This is a genomic window from Komagataeibacter kakiaceti JCM 25156, from assembly GCF_000613305.1.
In genome coordinates, this window is record NZ_BAIO01000424.1 from 1 (window position 1) to 2057 (window position 2057).

A 2057-nucleotide genomic window follows, 5' to 3' on the forward strand; every position below is an offset into this window, starting at 1 on the left:
AGTCAATGGCCGGGCCCGGCGCGCCCGCGGGGGGCGGCGGAAAGCTGGACAGACCCCAGAGCAGCACCGTGAGCGAGACGATGGTGGTTCCCACGCGCACCAGGAATATGCGCGCGCGTTCCCACAGCCCCAGCGCGAGATCGCGCGGGTTGGGCAGCCGGTAGGCGGGCAGTTCCATAAGCAGCGTGGCTTCCTGCCTGTCGGCATTGCGCCAGCGCAGCACGCGCGCCACAATCAGGCCGAACCGATGCCGATCGCATACAGCCCGAACAGCACCAGACCCTGAAGGTTCAGGAACCCCGCGATGGTGCGGTGGGGAATGAACGCCCCGATCAGCAGCGTATAGACCGGCAGCCGCGCGGAACAGGTCATGAGCGGGGCGATCAGGATCGTGATCAGCCGGTCACGCGGGTTCTGGATGGTGCGGGTGGCCATGATGCCCGGCACCGCGCAGGCGAAGCTGGACAGCAGCGGAATGAAGGACCGCCCGCTCAGCCCCGCAACCGACATGAACCGGTCCAGCAGGAAGGCCGCGCGCGGCAGGTAGCCCGATTCCTCCAGCACCAGTATCCACAGGAACAGGATCAGGATCTGCGGCAGGAACGTCACCACGCTGCCCGCCCCCGCGATGACGCCATCGACGATCAGGCTGCGCATGACGCCCGGCGGCAGCATCTGGCCCACCGCCTGCCCCAGCATGCCCATGCCCGCGTCGATCCCGTCCATGAGCGGCTGCGCCCATGCGAACACCGCCTGGAACATGAAAAACAGCAGCACGACCAGCAGGACCGGCCCCCATACGGGGTGCAGCACCCAGCGGTCGAGCCGTTCCTCCACCCGGTCGGACAGGGGGGCGGAATGGGTCACGCAGTCCGCCAGGATGCCGCGCACCATCGCGTGCAGGTCCGTGCCGGGGGGAAGCGGGGTGGGTACGGGCGGCAGGGCGCCGTCCAGTTCCTTCAGCAGGCTGCCCGCGCCATCGCGCCTGACGCCAACCGTGGCGACCACGGGCATGCCCAGTTCCGCCTGCAGGCGCGGCAGGTCGATTTCCATGCCGTTGCGCCGGGCGGCGTCGATCATGTTCAGCGCCAGGATCACGGGGCGGCCGATGGCGCGCATTTCCAGCACGAAACGCAGGTGCAGCCGCAGGTTGGTCGCATCCGCCACGCATACCAGCAGGTCGGGGGGCGTTTCCCCCCGATAGGTTCCGGCGCAGACATCGCGGGTCACGGCCTCATCGGGGCTGGTGGCGTTCAGGCTGTACGCGCCGGGCAGGTCCAGCAGGCGGACACGGCGGCCACCGGCGGTGGTGAACCAGCCTTCCTTGCGTTCAACGGTGGCGCCCGCGTAATTGGCCACTTTCTGCCTGCTGCCGGTCAGCAGGTTGAACAGGGCGGTCTTGCCGCAGTTGGGGTTCCCGACCAGTGCGATGTTAAGGGTGGTCATTCCTGCTCTTTCACCGTGTGGACGTGTACCCGCTCCGCCTCCGTGCGGCGCAGGGCGAAGCGGGTGAACCCGATGCGCACCGCAAGCGGATCACCGCCCATGGGCGCGGTCGCGACAACACGCACGGCTTCGCCCGGCACAAAGCCGAGTTCACGCAAACGCCGTGCCACGGGGTCGGCGTTGTCCGGGTCGTCAACGCTGTCAATCACACCGTCGGTGCCGCGTGGCAGGTCGCTCAGTCGCATGGGTTAAGACTTCAATCCAGCCGATAAAAGTAAGTAATAATTATTATTAATTATTCATTACAGTGCTGTCCATCATGTTTATCCATGTGCCTGCACTGTTTCCGGGGCGGGTATGTTCAGCGCACATGCGGGACCGTTACTGTCCGTTATGGGCGGACAGTATATGGAAGAACGTGCCCGAAACATGCCCCCGCCGCGCGCCGCCCCCACCGCGTCCGGCCCCGTATCCGCTCGCGCCAGTCCGCAAGCGGGGTGTCGTGTCCCGGATCGGTGACGGTGGCGTAGTGGAATTCATGCCCGCGCAGGGTGGTGCCCGCGCGCCCTATGGCGCAGTCATGGCGCAGGGTGGCGGCGCGGTAGCCAAGG

1 protein-coding gene and 2 pseudogenes are annotated in these 2057 nt (G+C 66.9%); all 3 read right to left on the reverse strand.

Going from position 1 to position 2057, the window contains the following annotated elements; translation table 11 throughout:
* Positions 1-1446, reverse strand: a pseudogene (gene feoB, locus JCM25156_RS24895) (ferrous iron transporter B); the annotation flags it as partial.
* On the reverse strand, positions 1443-1691 hold the full coding sequence (locus tag JCM25156_RS14740) for a FeoA family protein (protein WP_025813674.1): 249 nt from the start codon (positions 1689-1691) through the stop codon (positions 1443-1445). The gene JCM25156_RS14740 and the pseudogene feoB, both read right to left, overlap by 4 nt.
* Positions 1692-1827: 136 nt before the next feature.
* Positions 1828-2057: pseudogene (locus JCM25156_RS31360) on the reverse strand (cobyrinate a,c-diamide synthase); the annotation flags it as partial.

Coding starts and splice junctions, on each gene's coding strand:
- JCM25156_RS14740 (WP_025813674.1), bottom strand. CDS start 1,691: ATGCGACTGAGCGACCTGCCACGCGGCACCGACGGTGTGATTGACAGC.